Here is a 19,012-nt window from a genome sequence, read left to right as displayed (position 1 = left end):
AACCCTTAAGGTGACTGAACCGGCGCTTTCGCGAGCAAGCCCGCTCCCACAGGGGATATGCGGTGATTTGAAATCGCGCTCCAAATGGCAATTGAATGCCAAACAACACAAAAATAAAAAGATTCGAGGTGTTGCATGTCCCAGTTAGAAACGCAGACTCCTGCCGCGCCCGCCATGGTGCGGCTGCCCCTCTTGCAATTGATTCTGGTAGGCCTGCAACACGTCTTGCTGATGTACGGCGGTGCCGTCGCCGTGCCACTGATCATTGGCCAGGCCGCCGGCCTGAGCCGTGAAGAAATCGCCTTTCTGATCAACGCCGACCTACTCGTAGCCGGTATTGCCACCATGGTGCAGTCGTTCGGCATCGGCCCGATGGGCATCCGCATGCCGGTGATGATGGGCGCCAGTTTTGCCGCCGTGGGCAGCATGGTCGCCATGGCCGGCATGCCCGGCATCGGTTTGCAGGGCATCTTCGGCGCGACCATCGCCGCCGGGTTCTTCGGCATGCTGATCGCGCCGTTCATGTCCAAGGTGGTGCGCTTTTTCCCACCGCTGGTGACCGGTACCGTGATCACCGCCATCGGCCTTTCGCTGTTTCCGGTCGCCGTGAACTGGGCCGGCGGGGGCAGCGCCGCCGCCACGTTTGGCTCGCCGGTCTACTTGGCGATCGCCGCCCTGGTACTGGCCACTATCTTGCTGATCAACCGCTTCATGCGCGGCTTCTGGGTGAACATCTCGGTGCTGATCGGCATGGGCCTGGGTTACGCGCTGTGTGGCGTGATCGGCATGGTCGACCTCAGTGGCCTGGCCCAGGCGCCGTGGGTGCAGGTGGTGACGCCGTTGCACTTTGGCATGCCCAAGTTCGAGTTGGCGCCGATCCTGTCGATGTGCCTGGTGGTGGTGATCATTTTTGTCGAGTCCACTGGCATGTTCCTGGCCCTGGGCAAGATCACCGGCCAGGAGGTCACGCCGAAGATGCTGCGGCGCGGCCTGCTGTGCGATGCCGGCGCGTCGTTCTTTGCCGGCTTCTTCAACACCTTTACCCACTCCTCCTTCGCGCAGAATATCGGCCTGGTGCAGATGACCGGCGTGCGCTGCCGCTCCGTCACGCTCATGGCTGGTGCATTCTTGATCGTGCTGAGCCTGTTGCCCAAGGCGGCCTATCTGGTGGCGTCGATTCCGCCCGCAGTGCTCGGCGGCGCGGCGATTGCGATGTTCGGGATGGTGGCGGCAACCGGGATCAAGATCCTGCAGGAAGCCGACATCGCTGATCGGCGTAACCGGTTGCTGGTGGCGGTGAGCATCGGCAGGGGCCTGATCCCCGTGGTGCGCCCGGAGTTCTTCGCACAGCTGCCGTTGTGGATGAGCCCGATTACCCACAGCGGCATCGCCATGGCGACCCTCAGCGCGTTGTCGCTGAACATTCTGTTCAACATCCTCGGTGGCGCTGAGCGCCCCGAAGTCGCCCATACGCATTGATTCCTTTGTTAGTACAGAAATAACAACAAACAGGGAACGCCCACATGCACAGCCGGGACGTGGGGCCGGCCACACGCCGCGCCCCATTCTTGCCCCTCGCGCTCTGTTACAGCGCACTTGAGCCCAGGCCTGGGAGCCAGTATTCTCCGCGCCCGCTCGAATCGACTCAAAAAAAAACAGCGAATGTAAAAGCTGACCTCAAGGCCAACTTATCCCGGCCTGATGTTTGCTGCCAAAGTGCGCAAAAGTCCCCTTTATTCGACTGCATCCGTTGCAGCCGACGGGGATTTTTTGGCTTTTTGAACACCTTGGCGCAGCTCTTGCTAAAAGCATCAAAGCTGACCGAACAGACGATTTTTGCAGCGAACCAAAAGGCGCCACACCAGAGCGCCTGCGTAGAAGAAAAACCATAAAACTTTAACTCGGGAGCAACCGAATGAAACCTATGTTCAAAGGCCTGATGCTGGCAGGATCGCTGTTGGCCGGTGGCCAAGCCGTGGCCGGTGACTTGTTGCAGTGGCAAAACAACAGCCTGACTTACCTGTGGGGCAAGAGCTTTACCGTCAACCCGCAGATCCAGCAAACCGTCACCTTCGAACATGCCGACGCGTGGAAGTATGGCGACAACTTCTTCTTCCTCGACCGCATCTTTTACAACGGCAAGGAAGACGGCAACGTCGGGCCCAACACTTACTACGGCGAGTTCAGCCCGCGCTTGTCATTCGGCAAGATTCTCAACAAGGACCTGTCATTCGGCCCGATCAAGGATGTGTTGCTGGCCTTCACCTATGAGTTCGGCGAAGGCGATAACGAGTCCTACTTGCTGGGCCCGGCATTCGATTTGAACATCCCCGGTTTCGACTACTTCCAGCTGAACTTCTACCAGCGCCAGACCGAAGGCAATCGCCCGGGTGACGGCGTGTGGCAGATCACCCCGGTGTGGTCGTACACCATTCCCGTGGGTAACTCCGACGTGTTGATCGACGGTTTCATGGACTGGGTGGTGGATAACGACAAGAACGCCCGTGGCACTTACCACGCCAACCTGCACTTCAACCCACAGGTCAAATACGACTTGGGCAAGGCGCTGCATTGGGGCGATAAGCAGTTGTATGTGGGTTTTGAGTACGACTACTGGAAGAACAAATACGGGATTGAAGACAGCGGCGCCTTCAAGACGACTCAGGACACAGCAAGCTTCCTGGTCAAGTACCACTTCTAAAGGTCGATCGCGGTTCCCTGTGGGAGCTGGCTTGCCTGCGATCGCGGTATGTCTGTACCAGCAGTGTTGGCTGGCATACCGCTATCGCAGGCAAGCCAGCTCCCACATTCAGTTCGGCGTCAGGCCCAGGAACCGGGTGATTTCTTCGCGCTTGGCCAGCGCATCCTTGCGCCCCAGCTCGATCAACTCGCTGCAATACCCCGCCTCGAACAACAGATAACTCAACACCCCCGCGCCGCTGGTCTTGGTCGCCCCAGGCCCGCGCAAAAACACACGCAGTGCCGCCGGCAACTCCTGGCGATGTCGTGCGGCGATTTCATCGATGGGCTGGCTGGGGGCAATCACCAGCACCTCCACTGGCGCCAGGCCCTGCACCGCCGCATCCACAGGCACGACGCGGCTGAACTGGTTCAAGCGCTCCAGCAGCTCGATATCGCTTTCCAGGCTGTCAATGAACGTGCTGTTGAGCATGTGCCCGCCAATTTGCGCCAGGGTCGGTTGCTGGCCGGTGTAGGTGCGTTGCACCGAAGGTTCATTGCCCCGAGGGTTGCCACTCACCCCCACCACCAACACGCGACTGGCGCCCAGGTGCAAGGCCGGGCTGATGGGGGCGGACTGGCGCACCGCGCCATCGCCGAAGTACTCCTGGCCAAGCTTGACCGGGGCAAACAGCAGCGGAATCGCCGAACTGGCCAGCAGGTGCTCCACAGTCAATTGGGTGGGCACGCCGATACGCCGATGGCGCAACCAGGCATCGATGGTGCCGCCGCCCTGATAGAAGGTCACCGCTTGCCCGGACTCATAGCCAAACGCGGTCACCGCCACCGCCTGCAAATGCTGGCGACGGATCGCCTCGTCGATGCCGTCCAGGTTCAAGCGCTCCTGCAACAGCTCGCGCAGCGGTGAGCTGTTGAGCAATGCCACTGGCACCTGGTTACCCAGGCCCAACAGGCTATGGATCAGGAAACGACTGGCCTGGCGCATCACCCCCGGCCAGTCGCTGCGCAGCACCTGATGACTACGAAAGCCCTGCCAGAAGGCCGTCAGACGTTGGATGGCCGCGGAAAAATCGCTGGCGCCACTGGCCAGGCTCACCGCATTGATCGCGCCAGCGGAGGTGCCGACGATCACCGGAAAAGGATTCGCTGCCCCCGCAGGCAGCAACTCGGCAATCGCCGCCAACACCCCCACCTGATACGCCGCGCGCGCCCCGCCGCCGGAAAGAATCAAACCTGTGACCGGTTCCGCTGGGCGCATTGCGTCACTCCATGTGAGAAGGGGTTGGGGTTATCGACGGCGCTTTTCGTACAACTTGGGCTCACCCGGTGGCCGGCTCTTGAAGCGGCGGTGCGTCCACAGGTATTGCTCGGGGCATTCGCGTACCGAGGCTTCGACCCACTGGTTGATGCGCAGGCAGTCGACCTCGTCGGTTTCACCCGGGAAGTCGGTCAGCGGCGCATGGATCACCAGGCGGTAACCGCTGCCGTCAGCCAGGCGCTCCTGGGTAAACGGCACCACCAGCGCCTTGCCCAGGCGAGCGAACTTGCTGGTGGCGGTGACGGTGGCGGCCTGGATGCCGAACAGCGGCACGAAGATACTTTGCTTGGCGCCGTAGTCCTGGTCTGGCGCGTACCAGATGGCCCGGCCGGCGCGCAGCAGCTTGAGCATGCCGCGCACGTCCTCACGCTCCACGGCCAGGGAATCGAGGTTGTGGCGTTCGCGGCCACGGCGCTGGATAAAGTCGAACAACGGGTTGCCGTGTTCGCGGTACATGCCGTCAATGGTGTGCTTTTGCCCCAGCAGCGCCGCGCCTATTTCCAGGGTGGTGAAGTGCAGCGCCATGAGGATCACGCCCTTGCCGTCCAACTGCGCCTGGGTGAGGTGTTCCAGCCCTTCGACATGGGCCAGGCGCGCCAGGCGCGGCTTGGGCCACCACCAGCTCATGGCCATTTCAAAGAAGGCGATGCCGGTGGAAGCGAAGTTTTCCTTGAGCAGGCGTTTGCGTTCCTTGGCGGATTTTTCCGGGAAGCACAGCTCCAGGTTGCGCGCCGCAATACGGCGACGATCACCGGCCACGCGGTACATGCCCGCGCCCAGCAGGCGACCAATGGTCAGCAGGGCCCGATACGGCAATTGAGTGACCAGCCACAGCAGGCCGAGCCCCAGCCATAGCAGCCAAAAACGCGGGTGAAGAAATACAGCTCGAAAACGCGGGCGATCCATTACAGATTCCGGTAAAGACAAGGGCCGCGCATTCTACAACGGTTCGACTCGGCTTGCGGCGGGTGAGTGTTCTCGTTATAAGTCTCGACACTTTTCGTGACAAGCCGCTTTCGCCGACCATGAGCCAAACCGAACCGCTAGACCAAGATCCCGTGTTCCAGCTAAAAGGCAGCATGCTCGCCATTACCGTGCTGGAACTGGCCCGCAATGACCTCGACGCCCTGGACCGCCAACTGGCCGCCAAGGTCGCCCTGGCGCCGAACTTCTTCAACAACGCCCCGCTGGTGCTGGCCCTGGACAAGCTGCCGGCCGGCCAGGGCGTGATTGATTTGCCCGGGCTGATGCGCGTATGCCGCTCCCATGGCCTGCGTACACTGGCCATCCGTGCCAGCCGCATCGAAGACATTGCCGCCGCCATCGCCATTGAACTGCCAGTACTGCCACCGTCCGGCGCCCGCGAGCGTGCGCTGGAACCATCGGTCGGCGAAGAAAAGAAAAAACCGGAAAAACCGCCCGAGCCTACGATCAGGCCAACCAAGATCATCACCTCGCCTGTGCGCGGCGGGCAGCAGATTTACGCCCAGGGCGGCGACCTTGTGGTGGTTTCATCGGTCAGCCCGGGGGCGGAACTTCTTGCCGATGGCAACATCCATGTATACGGCCCGATGCGCGGACGCGCCCTGGCCGGCATCAAGGGTGATACCAAGGCGCGTATTTTTTGCCAGCAGTTGACCGCTGAGCTGGTTTCCATCGCGGGTCAGTACAAGGTTTCCGAAGATTTGCGCCGCGATCCACTGTGGGGCGCTTCGGTACAGGTCAACCTGTCGGGCGATGTGTTGAACATCATCCGTCTTTAACGGATACTGCCGCATTTTCCAAGCATCTCTAGACTCTGATAGCAAAGCGAAACCGGCAAGACTTGTGTAGGACTTTTTGGAAGTTGGTGTTTTCCCATGGAAACCCCGGCTTTTTCCTGCAAAGGCTGTCCGCCTGCGGCGAGCTCCAAGAGATGTTTTTCAGGGACCGAAAGTCCTTTTTCCTTAGGGGTGAAACACCTTGGCCAAGATTCTCGTGGTTACATCCGGCAAGGGTGGTGTGGGTAAGACCACCACCAGCGCCGCTATCGGTACCGGCCTCGCTCTGCGCGGCCACAAGACAGTCATCGTCGACTTCGACGTCGGCCTGCGTAACCTTGACCTGATCATGGGCTGCGAGCGCCGCGTGGTGTATGACTTCGTCAACGTGGTGAACGGCGAAGCCAACCTGCAACAGGCCCTGATCAAGGACAAGCGCCTTGAGAACCTGTACGTGCTGGCCGCCAGCCAGACCCGTGACAAAGACGCGCTGACCAAAGAAGGCGTGGGCAAAGTCCTCGCCGAGCTCAAGGAAACCTTCGAATACGTAGTATGCGATTCGCCGGCCGGTATCGAAACCGGTGCTCACCTGGCGATGTACTTCGCCGACGAAGCCATCGTGGTGACCAACCCGGAAGTGTCCTCGGTACGTGACTCGGATCGCATGCTGGGCCTGTTGGCCAGCAAGTCCAAGCGCGCCGAAGAAGGCCAGGACCCGATCAAGGAACACCTGCTGCTCACTCGCTACAACCCGGAGCGCGTCAACAACGGCGAAATGCTCGGTGTTGAAGACGTGAAGGAAATTCTCGCCGTGACCCTGCTGGGCGTGATCCCGGAATCCCAGGCGGTGCTCAAGGCATCCAACCAGGGCGTACCGGTGATTCTCGACGACCAGAGCGACGCCGGCCAGGCGTACAGCGATGCCGTGGATCGCTTGCTGGGCAAGACCGTGGAACACCGCTTCCTCGATGTCAAGAAGAAGGGATTCTTCGAGCGTATCTTTGGAGGCAACTAAACAATGAAATTTCTCGACTTCTTTCGCGCCAACAAAAAACCCAGTACCGCATCGGTCGCGAAAGAGCGTCTACAGATCATCGTGGCGCACGAACGCGGCCAACGCAGCACCCCGGACTACCTGCCAGCCTTGCAGAAGGAACTGGTCGAGGTGATCCGCAAGTACGTCAATATCGGCAACGATGACGTGCATGTCGCTCTGGAAAATGACGGCAGCTGCTCGATTCTGGAACTCAATATCACCCTGCCCGATCGTTGATCGAACGGGCGGTCGCCACGGCGGCTCTGCTACCTGGCCCCTGTACTGCTGTAGGAGCGAGCTTGCTCGCGAAAAACCTGAGAACACCGCGTTTAACCTCAATGAACGCAGTGCCGATAAGTTCTTCGCGGGCAAGCTCGCTCCTACAGGGTGAGGGGGCGGTCAGTGGAGCCGCCGTTGGCGTTTGTTACGAGGCTGTTTAATGCCGCTGTCCAATATCCATATCCTGCATCAGGACGACGCTGTCCTGGTGGTGAACAAGCCCACCCTGCTGCTCTCGGTGCCTGGCCGCGCCGACGACAACAAGGACTGCCTGATCACCCGCCTGCAGGAAAACGGCTACCCCGAAGCCCGCATCGTCCATCGCCTGGACTGGGAAACTTCGGGGATCATCCTGCTGGCCCGGGACGCGGATACCCACCGCGAACTGTCCCGCCAGTTTCACGACCGCGAAACAGAAAAGGCCTACACCGCCCTGGCCTGGGGCCAACCGGCACTGGACAGCGGCAGCATCGACCTGCCCCTGCGCTACGACCCGCCGACCAAGCCTCGCCATGTGGTCGACCATGAGTTCGGCAAACATGCGCTGACCTTCTGGAAAGTGCTGGAGCGTTGCGGCGACTGGTGCCGCGTGGAGCTGACCCCCATCACCGGGCGCTCGCACCAGTTGCGCGTGCATATGCTCTCCATCGGCCACCCGCTGCTCGGGGATGGTTTGTATGCCCATGAACAAGCCCTGGCCGCCTGGCCACGCCTGTGCCTGCATGCAAGCATGCTCAGCTTCACCCATCCGCAAAGCGGCGAGCGCCTGCGCTTCGAGTGCCCTGCACCGTTTTAAATTTGGCAACACGATCAAAATGTGGGAGCGGGCTTGCTCGCGAAGGCGACGGTTCAGTTAACACAACTGTGACTGAGACACCGCCTTCGCGAGCAAGCCCGCTCCCACATTTAGTTCGGTGTCAGTTCTAGACACCGAGTCAAACCAATACGGTAAACTCCGCGCATTGCTGTCTGGAGCTATTTATGCGCGAAGCGTTGAATCAAGGCCTGATCGACTTCCTCAAGGCCTCCCCTACTCCTTTTCATGCCACTGCTGCCCTGGCCCAGCGCCTGGAAGCGGCCGGTTACCAGCGTCTCGACGAGCGCGACACCTGGGCCACCGAGGCCAACGGTCGCTACTACGTGACCCGCAACGACTCCTCGATCATCGCCTTCAAGCTCGGCCGCCAATCGCCGCTGCAAGACGGTATCCGCATGGTCGGCGCCCACACCGACAGCCCATGCCTTCGGGTCAAGCCCCAGCCGGAGCTGCAACGCCAGGGCTTCTGGCAACTGGGCGTGGAAGTCTACGGCGGCGCACTGTTGGCGCCCTGGTTCGACCGCGACCTGTCCCTGGCTGGCCGTGTCACCTTCCGCCGCGATGGCAAGGTCGAGAGCCAACTGATCGACTTCAAGCTGCCGATCGCCATCATTCCCAACCTGGCCATTCACCTCAACCGTGAAGCCAACCAAGGCTGGGCGATCAATGCCCAGACCGAGCTGCCGCCGATCCTCGCGCAGTTTGCCGGTGACGAGCGCGTGGACTTTCGCGCCGTGCTCACCGAACAGTTGGCCCGCGAGCACGGGTTGAATGCCGATGTGGTGCTCGACTACGAGCTGAGTTTCTACGACACCCAAAGTGCCGCCGTGATCGGCCTCAATGGCGACTTCATCGCCGGCGCGCGCCTGGACAACCTGCTGTCGTGCTACGCCGGTTTGCAGGCCTTGCTCACCAGCGACACCGATGAAACCTGCGTACTGGTGTGCAACGACCACGAAGAAGTCGGCTCCTGCTCGGCCTGCGGTGCCGATGGCCCGATGCTGGAACAGACCCTGCGTCGCCTATTGCCCGAAGGTGAAGAATTCGTACGCACCATTCAAAAATCCCTGCTGGTGTCGGCAGACAACGCCCACGGCGTGCACCCCAACTACGCCGAGAAACACGACGCCAACCACGGCCCGAAACTCAACGCCGGCCCGGTGATCAAGGTCAACAGCAACCAGCGCTACGCCACTAACAGCGAAACCGCCGGGTTCTTCCGCCACCTGTGCATGGCCCAGGAAGTGCCGGTGCAAAGCTTCGTGGTGCGCAGCGACATGGGCTGTGGCTCGACCATCGGCCCCATTACCGCCAGCCACCTGGGCGTGCGCACGGTGGACATCGGGTTGCCGACCTTTGCCATGCACTCGATCCGCGAGCTGTGCGGCAGCCATGACCTGGCGCATCTGGTCAAGGTGCTGGGGGCGTTTTACGCCAGCCGCGATTTGCCCTGATAGCGCACTGTGGGAGCGGGCTTGCTCGCGAATGCGGTACATCAGCCAACAGATTCAGTGACTGGCACACCGCATTCGCGAGCAAGCCCGCTCCCACATTTAACGCTGAGTACACCTGACCTGAATCATCTGCAACTTTTATAATCCGGCCTAGACTTGTCAGAACTTCCAGTCCGACAAGGCCGCCCCCGCCATGATCTCCATGTCCTCCTTCCACGCCATGCTGATCCCCATCCTGATCGGCATGATCATGCTCGCGGTCGGCTTCAACTTTCGTGACAAGCCCCTGGGCGTGTTCGGCATGTGGATTGGCATGCTATTGATCCTCGGCACCGTGCTCTACAAGATCCTCGCCAAACTGGCGCAGTGACAAATGCGCTCGCATTGGGCATAGCGGCCTCGTACACTCGGTCAATTCGTCGTTTTCAAGGTTGACCGCCTCGTGTTCTCCCGTCTGTTTGCCCTGCCCTGCTACCTGCTGATCGCCCTGCTCACGCTGCTGCCGCTAACGTCCGCCCAAGCCGTAGGCTTGCCGGGGATGCTGGGCGGTTCCAGCAAGACCCAACCCCAGGCCGAAGTGCCCCTGGGGCAGTCGCTGGACGAAGTGATCAAGACCCTGGAAAACGACCAGCAACGCACCCAGTTGCTCAGCGACCTGAAAAAGCTGCGCGCCGCCACGCAAAAGGCCCAGCCCGCCGCCGAACTCGGAGTACTCGGGTTGATCGGCAGTACGCTGTCGGGCTTTGAGCAGCAGTTTTCCGGCGCCGACAGCCCGCTGGGGCGCTGGTCCAATGAAGTCGACCTGGCCAAGGATGAACTCGCCGCGCTGATGTTGCCGGCCAGCGAATGGCTGCCGATCATCTTCGGCTTTGCTGTGATCCTGGCCGTTTGGAGCCTGCTGGCCGCCGCGCTGATCTGGCTCAGCCACCGGGTGCGCGAGCGCTTCGGCCTGCCCGAAGAGCTGCCGCAGCACCCGCGCACCTGGGACATGCTGCGCTTCGCCCTGCGCAAGCTGGGCCCCTGGCTGATCGCCCTGGTGATCACGGTGTACCTGAGCTACGCCCTGCCTTCATCCCTGGGTAAATCGTTGGCCATGGTGCTGGCCTATGCCTTGGTGGTCGGCACCTGCTTCTCGGCCATCTGCGTGATTGCCTTCTCGCTGCTCGACGGCCCGCACCGCCACCGCGCCCTGTATATCCTGCGCCACCAGGCGTTCCGCCCGCTGTGGTGGATCGGCAGTTTTGCCGCCTTCGGTGAAGCCCTGAGCGACCCGCGCCTGGTTGCAGCCCTCGGCCAGCACCTGGCCCACACTGCCGCGACCGTGGCCAATGTAATGGCGGCGTTGTCCACCGGGGTGTTTATCCTGCGATTCCGCCGGCCGATTGCGCACCTGATCCGCAACCAGCCGCTGTCGCGCCGCCTCAATCGCCGTGCGCTCACCGATACCCTGTCGATCATCGGCACCTTCTGGTACCTGCCGGCGCTGTTGCTGGTGGGCATTTCGCTGTTCGCCACCTTCCTCTCCGCCGGCGACACCAGCACCGCCCTGCGCCAGTCGCTGCTGTGCACGGTGTTACTGGTGCTGTGCATGGTGATCAACGGCCTGGTGCGCCGCCATGCCCTCAAGCCGCAACGCGGGCACAAGCGCCACGCGCTGTATTCCGAGCGCCTCAAAGGCTTCGTCTACACCCTGGTGCACCTGGCGGTGTGGCTGGTATTCATCGAGCTGGGGTTGCGCGTGTGGGGCCTGTCGATGATTCGCTTTGCCGAAGGCGACGGCCATGAAATCGCCGTCAAGCTGGTGGGCCTTGGCGGGACCTTGCTGTTTGCCTGGCTGATCTGGATCCTCAGCGACACGGCGATTCACCACGCCCTGACACGTTCGCGCAAAGGCTTGGCCAACGCCCGTGCGCAGACCATGATGCCGTTGATCCGCAACGTGCTGTTCGTGACCATTTTCATCATCGCCGCCATCGTCGCCCTGGCGAACATGGGCATGAACGTCACGCCCCTGCTGGCCGGTGCGGGTGTGATCGGTATCGCCATCGGTTTTGGTGCGCAGTCGCTGGTGGCAGACTTGATCACCGGCCTGTTCATCATCATCGAAGACTCCCTGGCCATCGACGACTACGTGGATGTGGGCGGCCACCTCGGCACGGTGGAAGGCCTGACTATCCGTACCGTGCGCCTGCGCGATATCGACGGCATCGTGCACACCATCCCGTTCAGCGAAATCAAGAGCATCAAGAACTACTCCCGCGAGTTCGGCTACGCGATCTTTCGCGTGGCGATCCCCTACAATATGGAAATCGACGACGCGATCAAACTGATGCGCGACGTCGGCCATGCCATGCGCAACGACCCGCTGCAACGCCGCAATATCTGGTCTCCGCTGGAGATCCAGGGCGTGGAAAGTTTCGAGTCCGGCAGCGCGATCCTGCGCGCACGCTTCAAGACTGCGCCGATCAAGCAGTGGGAAGTGTCGCGGGCGTTCAACCTGTCGCTCAAGCGGCACCTGGATGAAGCCGGGCTTGACCTGGCAACGCCGCGCTTGAGCGTGCAGGTGCTGACCGCCGGTAGCGCGCAGGAGAAAGATCCACAACAATAAGCAAGGAGAGGTTGGTATGCATATGAACGGTCTGACACACCAATGGGTTTTGGGGTTGCTCGGCGCGGTCGCAAGCAGTGCCGTGATTGCCGCCAGCAGCGGCCAGGACAGTGCCCGGGAGGAAATTGCCGCCCAGGCGAAAATCCTCGAACCCAGCCTGTTGGAAACCCGCCGCGATATCCACGCCCACCCCGAACTGGGCAATACCGAAACCCGCACCGCCGAGCTGGTCGCCAAACAGTTGCGCGAACTCGGCCTTGAGGTGAAGACCGGGGTGGCCCGCACCGGCGTCGTCGCCATCTTGAAAGGCGCCCTGCCCGGCCCGACCGTGGCCCTGCGCGCCGACATGGATGCGCTGCCGGTCAAGGAAGTCGCCGACCTGCCCTTCGCCTCCAAAGCCAAGGGCACCTACCTGGGCAAGGAAGTCGACGTGATGCACGCCTGCGGCCACGACGCCCATACCGCCATCCTGCTGAGCACTGCGAAGATTCTTACGGGGATGCGCGAGCGCCTGCCCGGCACCGTGGTGTTTTATTTCCAACCGGCCGAAGAAGGCCCCAGCGACTTTATCCCCGACGGCAAGAACACTTGGGGCGCAAAGATGATGGTGCAGGAAGGCGTGATGAAAGCGCCCAAGCCTGACGCGGTGTTCGGCCTGCATGTGTGGGCCGGTGTGCCTGCCGGGCAAATCGCCTACCGCCCGGGCCCGACCCTGGCCAGCTCCGATGACCTGCGCATCAAAATCCTCGGCAAACAGACCCACGCCGGCCGCCCCTGGGACGGTATCGACCCGATCACCGTCGGCGCGCAAACCATTGTCGGCCTGCAGACCGTGGTCAGCCGCCGCACCGATATTTCGTCATTCCCTTCGGTGGTGAGCATCGGCACCATCAACGGTGGCACCCGCTACAACATCATCCCCGAGTCGGTGGACATGAGCGGCACCATTCGCTCCTACGACTACGGCATTCGCCAGAAGCTGCATGCAGACGTGCGTCAAACCGTAGAGAAAATCGCCGAAAGCGGTGGCGCCAAGGCCGAAGTGACGATCATCGAGAAGTACGACCCCACCATCAACAACCCGGCGCTGACCGAGAAAATGCTGCCGAGCCTGCGCTGGGCGGCTCAGGATGATGTGGTGCAAGGCCCGTTGGTGGGGGGCGCCGAAGACTTCTCGTTCTATGCCAAGGAGGCGCCGGGGTTGTTTGTCTTCCTGGGGGTGCCCCCAAGGGACCAGGACATGAGCAAGGCGGCGCCGAATCACAACCCTGGGTTCTTTGTGGATGAGTCGGCGTTGGTGGTGGGCGTGAGGACGCTGGCGTCGTTGGCGACGGACTACCTCTACACCCACACCCCCCTGTAATGCTTGATGTGGGAGCGGACTTCCCTGATGCCTGTCAGTTAAACGCAGATCCCGTGTGGGAGCGGGCTTGCTCGCGAATGCGGTGGGTCAGTCAGCGCATCCAGTGACTGGTATCGCGCTTTCGCGAGCAAGCCCGCTCCCACATTTGATCTTCGCGGCTTTAAGCATTGCGTTCGCTTGACTGATCGGCATTAGGGCAAGCCCCCTCCCACATTTTAACCCAGGTGAATCAGTTGGCGAGGGCCGCGCCATCCATTTTCTGGCGCAGGCTCAACGGGCGCATGTCGGTCCACACTTCCTCGATGTAGGCCAGGCATTCTTTCTTCATGCCGCTCTTGCCCACGGTGCGCCAGCCTTCTGGCACGGCCTTGTAGTCGGGCCAGATCGAATACTGTTCTTCATGGTTGACCACTACCTGAAAGAGGATGTCGTCGCGGTCAAATACTGAGGTCATTGCTGTTCTCCGTCGCTCAAAGGCTGGCTGCGCACCACGCGCAGCACTGATATCTATAGAAACGTACCAAGGGCCTGGAAAATTAGACGCTGGCCACGGCCGCTGCCAAGGCGCGCCCGAAAATCTCGGCCACCTGGTCGACTTCGCCAGCGGTGATCACCAGCGGCGGCAAAAAGCGCACCACACTGCCATGGCGCCCGCCCAGTTCCAGGATCAGCCCGCGCTTGAGGCATTCGCGCTGCACCAGCGGTGCCAACTGGCGATGCACCGGTGGGTGGCCCTGACTGTCAGGCGTGCCCGTCGGGTCTACCAGCTCCACCCCCAGCATCAGCCCACGCCCACGGATATCCCCCAGGTGCGGGAAGTCGCGCTGCAGGAGGCGCAGGTGTTCACCGAGGCGCTCGCCCATGGCCGCCGCATGGCCTGCCAGGTCGTGATCCTTGAGGTAGCGCATCACCGCCGAGCCCGCCGCCATCGCCATTTGATTGCCGCGGAAGGTCCCGGCATGGGCACCCGGCAGCCAGGTATCGAGCCAGTCGCGGTACACCACCACCGCCAGTGGCAGGCTGCCGCCAATGGCTTTGGACATGACCACCACATCCGGGATGATGCCAGCGTGTTCGAAGGCAAACATCTTGCCGGTACGCCCAAAGCCACTCTGGATTTCATCAACGATCAACGCCACCCCCGCTTGCGCGGTGATGCGGCGCAGGCCACGCAGCCAGTCGAGGTCCGCCGGGATCACACCGCCCTCACCCTGGACCACTTCGACAATCACCGCCGCCGGCAGCAACACGCCGGCTTCCGGATCGTTGAGCAGGTTTTCCAGATAATGCAGGTTGACCCGCACACCCTCAGCGCCACCCAGGCCGAACGGGCAACGGTAGTCATACGGGAAGGGCAGGAATTGCACGCCATTGCCGAGCAAGGCGCCCAAGGGCTTCTTCGGCCCCAGGCTGCCCATCAGACTCAGCGCGCCCTGGCTCATGCCGTGATAGCCGCCCTGGAACGACAGCACAGTGCTGCGCCCGGTGGCGGTGCGCACCAGCTTCAACGCGGCTTCCACCGCATCGGTGCCGGTGGGGCCGCAGAACTGGATTTTGGCTTCCCGCGCCAGCTCCGAAGGCAGCAAACCGAACAGGTCCTGCACGAATTGATCCTTGACCGGCGTAGTCAGGTCCAGGGTGTGCAGGGGCAGTTCGTCGCTCAGCACTTGCTGGATCGCCTGGATCACCACCGGGTGGTTATGCCCCAGCGCCAGGGTGCCGGCACCGGCCAGGCAATCGATGAACCGGCGCCCCTCAACGTCTTCCAAATAAATGCCCTTGGCGCGCTTGAGCGCCAGGGGAATGCGCCGTGGGTAACTGCGGGCGTTGGATTCCTGCTGGCGCTGACGGGCCAGCAGCGGGCTTTCGTCAAACTGATAGAGCGTTTCCGCGGCCTGCACCGGGGCGTCTTCGATACGGCTGGTAGCGACTGACATCTCTGGATCCCTCAATACGCTGATGATCGTGACCAAACTGCCGATCCGTTGGCGTCTGGCCCAAGGGCATGCGCACGGATTTCCTGTTGTGGAGACGCTTCAGATGCATGGGGATTTAGGAGGTTGGTCGGATATTTACCGACTGTGCAGTTCGCCGCAGCCACCGGTAACCACGATGCGAAGCGAGCCGCTCTTGATCTGCTTTTGATCTTAGGCGCCCCGTCAAACCACGCTGGCCGGAATTCGACAGTGATTTGGGGGGTAAACCGGCAGGGATGCCGGTTTAGCCGCCCCGCGCCATGGATGGCGCGTGGCGGCGGCCCCCCAAATCACTGGCGGATTACGGGCACACCGAGCCCAAGCGAGGTGCCGAGTGGTGGGGCAAGAGCGTTTTGCTTACTTTTGCGCTGTTCAAAAGTGAGCCGCTGTCAGAGCGGAACCCTAGGTGGCCGTTACCTAAATAACGGATATGTACCCGGTCCAACTGTGTTGACTGCCAGGCCGCCTTCGCGAGCAAGCCCGCTCCCACAGTTTGATTGCGGGGTGTCAGAGAGATAGGTGTCGGCTGGCAGGCCGTCATCGCAGGCAAGCCAGCTCCCACAGTTAGATCGACGTCGGCTGTCAGGCCGTCACGGGGGCAAGCCCTCTCCCACATGGGGACCCACATTTGAACAGTGCTCGGCATCAAATCCCACGGTACTTTTCGTTCAGTGCATACAAGATCGCGCAAGTCTCTGCATCCAGGAACCCACAATAATCCCGTGGCCGAAAGTGCATCTGGAACGCTCGGGTGCGCTGCTCAAAGGCCCGGCGATTCTGCGCGGGCTTGTAGCCATACCGCTGAAACGCCCGCTCCACTTCCACTTCCGGCGGCAAGCCGAGACAAAAGCGGCGCTGGTACATCGCCCGGGTCGACTCATCAAACCAGGCCCCGATGCCGGCTTCATGCAGCACCCGCCACGGCAGCCGAGGCCCTGGGTCGCTCTTGCGCCAGTAGGCCACGTCCGAATGCCCGAGCCAGTCAGTAGGGCCGACCTGCGGATAACGTTCCAGCAGGTCGCGAAGCAATTCAATCAATACATCAACCTGCGCCGGTGCATATTCAGGAAAGGTAAAGACGCCCGCGTCATCGCGCGCCAGGTTGACGATTTCAATGCCCATCGAGCGGCTGTTGAGGTCGGCCTTCCCCGCCCAATAACTCACGCCTGCATGCCAGGCGCGCTGACCCTCGTCCACCAGGCGAAACACGCGCAGCTCTTCATAACCGGCAGCGCGGTAGCTGGATTCATCGGGGTCGGGCAGCAGATAGTGGGCGCTGACGCCATCTTGGGTGAGGGTGCGTAGCGAGCAAGCAAAGGGCGAAGCGGTGTAGTGCACAACCACCTGTTGCACGGTTTCGCCGCGGCGGTCGTTGAAATCCCTGGCGGGGAAACTGGTGTCGATCACCAACATAAGAACGGTCCTTTTCAATTCAGGCCGACTCATTCGGCCCGTTCAAGCGCAAAAAAATTACCGCCATCCTGAAGGCTTGAGCCTCAGGCGGGCGGTAATTATTTGCCACGTGAAAAGTCAGTTCAGCGCCGCAATGGCATACCCAGGTCGACCCGCATGCCGTCGGGCTGGCTGTCAAAATGCAACGAGCAGGAGCAACGCTGCACGATCGCCTGGACAATCGCCAAGCCCAAGCCACAGCCTTCGCTGCTGCCATTGCGCCAGAAACGTTGAGTGAGGTATTGCAGGTCTTCGCTGGAGATCTGCTGGCCATGGTCACGCACGCGGAACACCACGTTATCCGGGGTAGAAAACACCTGCAGTTCCACGCGGGTATCGGCCGGGGTATGGCGCAAGGCGTTGTCCAGCAGGTTACGCAAGGCCGCGACGGCCAGGCCCACGGGCATTGCCACTGGAACAGGGGAAAGATCCGGCGCCAGGATCAGATCGATGCGTGAATTGTCACCGGCGTTGGCATCCTGGATCGCCAACCTGGCGACTTCCTCTGCACTCGATTGCAGGCCATCATCAAACGACAGGCTGCCCTCCACCCGCGCCAGCAACAGCAGTTGCTCCAGGGTGCGATGCAAGCGGTCGGCGCCCTCCTCGGCGTGCGCCAGGGACTGGTCGCGGGCCGCCCCCTCGGTCATGCGTGCGACTTGCAGGTGGGTCTTGATCGCGGTCAACGGGCTGCGCAGTTCATGGGCGGCGTCACCGGTCAGGCGACGTTCGCGCTCGATGGTCTTGGCGATGCGTTGCAGCAGTTGGTTCTGGGTGGCGAGCAACGGTTTGAGTTCGCTGGGCAACGGGTGAATCTGCAAGGGTTCGAGGGAATCGGCACTGCGCCGCATCAGCGCGTCACGCATACGGTTGAGCGGCACCAGGATCTGGCCGATGCCCAGCCACAGCAGGCACAGGCAGCCCAGCAACGCCACGCCGACCGGCACCGACGCCGCCAGCAGGATCGACAGGTTCAGGGCCTCGCGCTCCACCTGGCGGTCGGCGGTGGTGATCAGCAAGTCGCCACGGGACAGGGTAAAACTGCGCCAGCCCACGCCGTCGATGATCTGGTCGCGAAAACCGCTGCGGCGCGACTCCAGCCCTTCCTCAGGCGTAGTATGGCTGCGCGCCAGGATCTCGCCGCGCAAGGAACTGACCTGGCAGGCCATGCCGCCCGGCACATTCAACTGTTCGGTGCGCAAATGCGCGCCCCCGCTGACGCTGGCCAGGCCCGGCATCTGCTCGGTGAGCCCGGCCACCATGCGCGCCGAAGCCACCAGGCGCTGGTCGAGGGAAAACATCATCTGGTTGCGCAAATCGTTGAGCATCCAGGCAGCCGCCAGCACCCAGATCAGTACAAAAGCGGCGCCCAGCTTGAACGTCAGGCGCAGACGCAAGCTCATCACGGAGTGTTTTCTCCCCCATCAGCCGTGCCCAGGCGATAGCCCAGCCCCCTGACGGTTTCGACGATGCCATTGCCCAACTTGCGCCGCAGGTGGTGAATATGCACGTTGAGCGCGTTGCTTTCCAGTTCGTCGCTGAAGCCGTAGACGCTGTCTTTGAGCTGTTCGCTGGACAGTACGCGACCCTTGTTGTGCAACAGCGCCTGCAACAACGCCTGTTCGCGCCGGGACAGGTCCACCGGCTGGCCGCCGAGGAAGGTCTCGCGGCTGCTGGGGTCGTAGGCCAGGCGGCCATGTTCGATCAGGTTGACGCTGCGCCCCGCCACCCGGCGCAGCAGGGTTTGCAGGCGCGCGGCGAGTTCGCGCAGGTCGAAGGGCTTGAGCAGGTAGTCGTCGGCGCCAGCTTGCAGGCCATCGACGCGGTTGGTCACCGAGTCCCGCGCGGTGAGGATCAGCACCGGAATCTCCAACCCCTGGCTGCGCTGTTGTTGCAGCAGCTTGAGGCCGTCTTCGTCGGGCAAGCCAAGGTCGAGCACCATGATGTCGAAGGCGGCGGCCTTGAGCATCGCCCGCGCAGCCGAGGCCGTGGCCACGCGTTCCACGGTAAAGCCCTGGGCGGTCAGGCCGGCCACAATGCCACTGGCGATCAGTTCGTCGTCTTCACAGACCAGTACGTGCATGGTTAACCCTTCATGAATGATGGCGCGATTAGAAAAGCCACGGATTAAGCGCGCATTATGCCGTTAAAGTTCGCAACACCGGATAATCCCTACACTCTAGAATAGCGGCGGTTAATCATCGGTTAATCAACGCCACACATTGTGTGCCTCACTTGCATCGAACTAA

17 protein-coding genes are annotated in these 19,012 nt (G+C 61.8%); 10 read left to right on the top strand and 7 right to left on the bottom strand.

What is annotated here, in order from left to right; all coding sequences use genetic code 11:
- Nucleotides 1-135: 135 nt before the first annotated feature.
- Nucleotides 136-1,479 carry a nucleobase:cation symporter-2 family protein gene (locus MF6394_RS12910; protein WP_078466797.1) on the top strand — a complete coding sequence of 448 codons (1,344 nt, stop codon included), beginning with the start codon at nt 136-138 and terminating at the stop codon, nt 1,477-1,479.
- Between the two features lie 436 nt (nt 1,480-1,915).
- The gene (locus tag MF6394_RS12905; RefSeq protein ID WP_044271679.1) at nt 1,916-2,701 is read left to right on the top strand and encodes an outer membrane protein OmpK; all 786 of its coding nucleotides are present in this window, start codon (nt 1,916-1,918) and stop codon (nt 2,699-2,701) included.
- A gap of 108 nt (nt 2,702-2,809) precedes the next feature.
- On the opposite strand, the gene MF6394_RS12900 is transcribed toward MF6394_RS12905, so the two are convergent.
- Both MF6394_RS12900 and MF6394_RS12895 read right to left on the bottom strand, forming a co-directional pair.
- On the bottom strand, nt 2,810-3,958 hold the full coding sequence (locus tag MF6394_RS12900; RefSeq protein WP_078466796.1) for a patatin-like phospholipase family protein: 1,149 nt from the start codon (nt 3,956-3,958) through the stop codon (nt 2,810-2,812).
- Nucleotides 3,959-3,988: 30 nt separating this feature from the next.
- A complete protein-coding gene (locus MF6394_RS12895; RefSeq protein WP_078466795.1) occupies nt 3,989-4,924 on the bottom strand; it encodes a lipid A biosynthesis lauroyl acyltransferase in 936 nt (311 codons plus the stop codon).
- A 119-nt stretch (nt 4,925-5,043) separates the two neighbouring features.
- On the opposite strand from MF6394_RS12895, the gene minC reads away from it, so the two are divergent.
- The 8 genes from minC (at nt 5,044) to MF6394_RS12860 (ending at nt 13,335) form a co-directional block, all read left to right on the top strand.
- Complete coding sequence (minC, locus tag MF6394_RS12890; RefSeq protein ID WP_032895999.1) at nt 5,044-5,781, top strand: septum site-determining protein MinC; 738 nt, start codon at nt 5,044-5,046, stop codon at nt 5,779-5,781.
- A 199-nt stretch (nt 5,782-5,980) separates the two neighbouring features.
- Nucleotides 5,981-6,793 carry a septum site-determining protein MinD gene (gene minD / locus MF6394_RS12885; protein ID WP_003192835.1) on the top strand — a complete coding sequence of 271 codons (813 nt, stop codon included), beginning with the start codon at nt 5,981-5,983 and terminating at the stop codon, nt 6,791-6,793.
- Between the two features lie 3 nt (nt 6,794-6,796).
- On the top strand, nt 6,797-7,051 hold the full coding sequence (gene minE / locus MF6394_RS12880; RefSeq protein WP_003175252.1) for a cell division topological specificity factor MinE: 255 nt from the start codon (nt 6,797-6,799) through the stop codon (nt 7,049-7,051).
- A gap of 202 nt (nt 7,052-7,253) precedes the next feature.
- A complete protein-coding gene (locus tag MF6394_RS12875; protein ID WP_003192838.1) occupies nt 7,254-7,889 on the top strand; it encodes an RluA family pseudouridine synthase in 636 nt (211 codons plus the stop codon).
- A gap of 185 nt (nt 7,890-8,074) precedes the next feature.
- A complete protein-coding gene (locus MF6394_RS12870) occupies nt 8,075-9,364 on the top strand; it encodes a M18 family aminopeptidase (protein WP_003192841.1) in 1,290 nt (429 codons plus the stop codon).
- 193 nt (nt 9,365-9,557) lie between these two features.
- Complete coding sequence (locus tag MF6394_RS34285; RefSeq protein ID WP_164545339.1) at nt 9,558-9,734, top strand: hypothetical protein; 177 nt, start codon at nt 9,558-9,560, stop codon at nt 9,732-9,734.
- Between the two features lie 72 nt (nt 9,735-9,806).
- The gene (locus MF6394_RS12865) at nt 9,807-11,972 is read left to right on the top strand and encodes a mechanosensitive ion channel family protein (protein WP_047711481.1); all 2,166 of its coding nucleotides are present in this window, start codon (nt 9,807-9,809) and stop codon (nt 11,970-11,972) included.
- 16 nt (nt 11,973-11,988) lie between these two features.
- Nucleotides 11,989-13,335: an amidohydrolase gene (locus MF6394_RS12860; protein ID WP_078466794.1), complete on the top strand. Its 1,347-nt coding sequence runs from the start codon at nt 11,989-11,991 to the stop codon at nt 13,333-13,335.
- Nucleotides 13,336-13,564: 229 nt separating this feature from the next.
- Here MF6394_RS12860 and MF6394_RS12855 read toward each other — a convergent pair whose 3' ends face one another.
- The 5 genes from MF6394_RS12855 to MF6394_RS12830 form a co-directional block, all read right to left on the bottom strand.
- Nucleotides 13,565-13,789, bottom strand: a complete 225-nt coding sequence (locus MF6394_RS12855; RefSeq protein WP_003192847.1) for an MbtH family protein — start codon at nt 13,787-13,789, stop codon at nt 13,565-13,567.
- 82 nt (nt 13,790-13,871) lie between these two features.
- Nucleotides 13,872-15,272 carry an aspartate aminotransferase family protein gene (locus MF6394_RS12850; protein WP_078466793.1) on the bottom strand — a complete coding sequence of 467 codons (1,401 nt, stop codon included), beginning with the start codon at nt 15,270-15,272 and terminating at the stop codon, nt 13,872-13,874.
- Nucleotides 15,273-15,956: 684 nt separating this feature from the next.
- A complete protein-coding gene (locus MF6394_RS12840; protein ID WP_044274926.1) occupies nt 15,957-16,724 on the bottom strand; it encodes an N-acetylmuramoyl-L-alanine amidase in 768 nt (255 codons plus the stop codon).
- 122 nt (nt 16,725-16,846) lie between these two features.
- Complete coding sequence (locus MF6394_RS12835) at nt 16,847-18,166, bottom strand: ATP-binding protein (protein ID WP_078466792.1); 1,320 nt, start codon at nt 18,164-18,166, stop codon at nt 16,847-16,849.
- A complete protein-coding gene (locus MF6394_RS12830; protein ID WP_032895992.1) occupies nt 18,166-18,846 on the bottom strand; it encodes a response regulator in 681 nt (226 codons plus the stop codon). Before MF6394_RS12830 ends, MF6394_RS12835 begins: the two co-directional genes overlap by 1 nt.
- Nucleotides 18,847-19,012 lie beyond the last annotated feature (166 nt).

It is taken from the genome of Pseudomonas sp. MF6394 (assembly GCF_002018845.1).
GTDB classification, from domain to species: Bacteria; Pseudomonadota; Gammaproteobacteria; order Pseudomonadales; family Pseudomonadaceae; genus Aquipseudomonas; species Aquipseudomonas lactis.
Note: the sequence above shows the minus strand (reverse complement) of the source record. Positions and strands in the feature narration are given on the sequence as shown.